Consider the following 3578-nt stretch of genomic DNA (forward strand, 5'->3'; position numbering starts at 1 on the left):
GGCCGGCGCCGAGGTGGCCGCGGCCTCGACCCGGCTGGCCGAGTTGGAGGCCACGCTGGCCGAGGTGCTGGACCGGGCCCGCCGGCTGGAACGTGACCACCTGCGGGCCGCCGACGCGTGCGCCGACGAGCTGGTCCAGGCCCGGGGCGGGGTCCGGTCCGGACCGGGCCGCACGCCGGTGCTGGGAGCCGCGGCCGGCGCGCTGACCCGGTCCTCGCGCACCGCCGGCACGCTGGCCGGGCTGCTGCTGCCGGCCGGACGGCCGGCTGCGGTCCCGGACCGGGGTCCGGCCGGCGGAGCGGCGGCGCTCGCCGCGGCGCTCCGCTCCAGCGGGGGGACCACCGACCGGTGAAGCTCGCCGCGGTCAAGGGGGTCACGCCGGTGTCCACGCGCTCGGTCGAGGACACCGAACGCGAGCTGACCAAGCTGATCATCGACGCGCGCGGCGGGGAGGCCGCGCACGACCCCGGGGTCGCGCTGGCCGCCCGGGACGCCGCCGAACTGGCGCACGACAACGGCGCCCAGCTGGTCGCGGTGCTCGAGCATCCGGACGCCGATCCCGCCGTGCTGGTCGGCATGGTGGTCCAGGCCGACGGGCCGCTCGGTCCGGACGCCGCCGACGAGCTGCGTTCCTACCTGGAGGACGGCGGAGCGGACCTGCGCGAGGTGACCGAGGCCAGCACCGAGCGCGGCTACCCGGTGGTGATCGCCGAGCGGATCCTGGTGACCGACCCGCTGCGCACCGGTCCGCCGACCGGCTGCCAGCTCCAGGCGGTGGTGATCGAACCGGGCGGCCGCACCCTGGCGGTGTTCACCCTGCACTCGCTCACCGGCCGCGGCTGGCTGGAGCTGTCCGGCATCCTCGGCTCCCTACTGTCCACAGTGGACTTCAGGTAGTCCCGTCGCGCTGTCCCTCGCGAAACTCGCGGGGGGTCTGGCCGGTGAGTTTGCGGAACGTGCGGGAGAAGTGCGCGGCGTTGGCGAAGCCGCACTGCCGGGAGATCTCCCCGACCCCTTTGGCCGCGTGCACCGGGTCGGACAGCAGCTCCTTGGCCCGCTCGATCCGCAGCGTCCGGATCCGGCCGAGCACCCCGTCGCCGTCGTCGAACAGCTGGTACAGCCGGCGCCGGGAGATGAACAGCGCGTCGGCGATCCGCTCGGCGGACAGCGCCGGCTCGGCCAGGTGGGCCCGGATGTAGCCGATGGCCTCCCGCCGGCGGGTGGCGATCGCGTCGGCCCGGTCCAGCTCGGCGCGCAGCGCGCTGCGCAGCACCAGCTCGGCGAGCCCGGTCAGGTACGGCTTGACGCCGTGCGGGTCGAGCGTGTCGGCCACCACCAGCAGGTGCGCGACCGATGCCGCGAACAGGCCCTGCAACGGCCGGTCCAGCCGCACCGGGCGGAACATCAGCGGCCGCAGCTCGGCGAAGTTGATCGACAGCCGGTGCGTAGCGACGGTGAGCAGCACGGTGCCCTGCCGCTCGCCCGGCACCGCCCGCAGCGAGCACTCCGGGTAGGTCAGCGCGGTCCCGCCGGGCGGCAGGTAACCGGGCAGCGCGGCCCGCATCACCAGCTGGATCCGCTCCGGTTCCCGGTCCCTGCGGGCGCCGCCGCCCATGGCCGACCGGGCCGCGCTCGCCCCCGAGGCCCGGACGACGAGGTAGCCCACCGCGACCTGGTCCGGGTCGCCGGTCTGGTCGGCCGCGACCGGGCTTCCGTTGCCCAGCACCCGGGTCAGCGCGGCGGGAATCCGGCGGCGGGGTGGCGGCATCCGCTCACCCTACGAGGCGGCGGACTTCGCCAACCACTTCTCCCAGCTGATCGCCCAGTCGTAGTAGTCGCCGTCCTTGGCGGACAGCTGCTGGGTGCTGCCGGTGATCTCCACCGGGTCGCCGGGCAGCACGCTGTCGTAGTAGGCCTTGGCGTTGGCCGGGGAGAGGTTCGCGCAGCCGTGCGAGACGTTGCGCTTGCCCTGGTCCTTGAGGGACCACGGGGCGGCGTGCGAGAACTCACCGTTGTTGGACAGCCGGACCGCCCACTGCACCTCGACGTTCTCGTAGTCGTAGCGCGGGTTGTTCATGAAGTACTTGGCGCTCTTGCCCATCACCACGTGGGTGCCGCTCTTGGTGACCCGGCCGGGGTCGGACTCCAGGCCGAAGCTCGCGGGGTAGTCGGCGATTGTCTTGCCGTCCCGGATCACGACCCAGCGGTGGGTCTGGGTGTTGGCCTTGACCACCTGGGCGCGGCCGATGGCGAACTGGGAGGTCACGTCCTCGCGGCCGTAGGACCCGTTGCCCAGCGGCACGCCGTACAGCTTCGCGGTCACGGAGACCTTGGTGCCCGGCTGCCAGTACTCCTTGGGCCGCCAGTGCACGGTGCGGTCGTCCAGCCAGGCCCAGGCCCCCTCGGTGGGCACCGACGGGGTGACGGTGAGCGCCTTCTGCGCGGCGGCCTTGTCGGTCACGGCGGCGTCGAAGGTGATCGAGATCGGCATCGCGATGCCGTAGGTGCCCCCGTCCCCAGTGTTGATCTTCGCGCGCGGCTGCCGCTTCGGCTTGACCGTGGTGAACGTGCCGGCGATCTCCTTGGGCTTGCCGTCGGCGCCGTCGGCGGTGCCGGACCAGGTGTAGGTCTTGCCGTAGCCGAGCGCCTCGGTCGTGGTCCAGGAGGTCTTGTCCGGGGAGAGTTGGCCGGTGACCGGCTTGCCCTCGGCGTTGGTCAGGGCGATCGTGGTGATCGTGCCGTCCGCGACGGTCACCGTGACCGGCTGTGCCGGGCTGATGTCCGCCGCCCCGGCGGCCGGGTTGATCGTCACCGCGGCGGCCGGCTTGGGCGGCTTGGCCGGCGCCGCCTGCTGCTCGCCGCCGGAGCCCGAGCCCACCGGAGTGCCGCCGTCACCCGAACAGGCGGCCAGTCCGAGCGTGGCGGCCAGGGCCAGGACGACCCACACCAGCGGACGACGGGCTAAATGTCCCGTTCTGTCCGTAACCGCCCGACCCGTTGCGTTCCCCATCGTCACACCATTATCGACGCCGCGGCGGCCCCGAACGTTGGCCGTCGAACGTGTGACTCAGATCACATGAACCGTGGAGGCACGCACCCTGCGAAGATCGGAACCAAGGTCCAAATCGGGCGCTACGAGTAGTAGTGCGTTCCTACCACTAGGCGATAGGCTCTGGCCCGCAGGCCGTAGTTTCTGTGTTCGTGCTTTATCCACGCTCGCGGAACGACAACGCGGGCGTGCTGCTTTCTCGTCGCGGTTGGCGAAGGCAACGCCCGGGGGCTGCCGGGGTCGCATGGTGCGGTCCCACGCTGATCCTGCGATGGAGGCAGGTATATGGCACAGGGCACTGTCAAGTGGTTCAACTCCGAAAAGGGCTACGGGTTCATCGCCCAGGAGGGTGACGGTCCGGACGTCTTCGTGCACTACTCGGAGATCCAGGGGAAGGGCTTCCGCACCCTGGAAGAGAACCAGCGTGTCGAGTTCGAGATTGGGCAGGGCACAAAGGGCCCACAGGCACAGAACGTACGCGCGCTATAAAGCTCCAGTGCGACCGGGGGCCCCGACCGCCGCAGCGGTC

Annotated in this window: 5 protein-coding genes; 3 read left to right on the forward strand and 2 right to left on the reverse strand. The window is 72.0% G+C overall.

Annotated features, from left to right (window positions below):
• Together VFO68_RS00240 and VFO68_RS00245 are read left to right on the forward strand one after the other, a co-directional pair.
• Positions 1 to 352 (forward strand): hypothetical protein (locus tag VFO68_RS00240; protein ID WP_325156047.1); only part of this gene is annotated, 352 nt, incomplete at its 5' end.
• A complete protein-coding gene (locus VFO68_RS00245; protein WP_325156048.1) occupies positions 349 to 897 on the forward strand; it encodes a hypothetical protein in 549 nt (182 codons plus the stop codon). The genes VFO68_RS00240 and VFO68_RS00245, both read left to right, overlap by 4 nt.
• On the opposite strand, the gene VFO68_RS00250 is transcribed toward VFO68_RS00245, so the two are convergent.
• Both VFO68_RS00250 and VFO68_RS00255 read right to left on the reverse strand, forming a co-directional pair.
• Complete coding sequence (locus VFO68_RS00250) at positions 890 to 1768, reverse strand: helix-turn-helix transcriptional regulator (protein WP_325156049.1); 879 nt, start codon at positions 1766 to 1768, stop codon at positions 890 to 892. The genes VFO68_RS00245 and VFO68_RS00250 overlap by 8 nt on opposite strands.
• Positions 1769 to 1777: 9 nt before the next feature.
• Positions 1778 to 3010, reverse strand: coding sequence for a L,D-transpeptidase (locus VFO68_RS00255; RefSeq protein ID WP_325156050.1), 1233 nt, complete (start codon positions 3008 to 3010; stop codon positions 1778 to 1780).
• A gap of 324 nt (positions 3011 to 3334) precedes the next feature.
• On the opposite strand from VFO68_RS00255, the gene VFO68_RS00260 reads away from it, so the two are divergent.
• Positions 3335 to 3538, forward strand: a complete 204-nt coding sequence (locus VFO68_RS00260) for a cold-shock protein (protein WP_325156051.1) — start codon at positions 3335 to 3337, stop codon at positions 3536 to 3538.
• Positions 3539 to 3578: the final 40 nt, after the last annotated feature.

It is taken from the genome of Actinophytocola sp., from assembly GCF_035712165.1.
Classification (GTDB): domain Bacteria; phylum Actinomycetota; class Actinomycetes; order Mycobacteriales; family Pseudonocardiaceae; genus DASYTH01.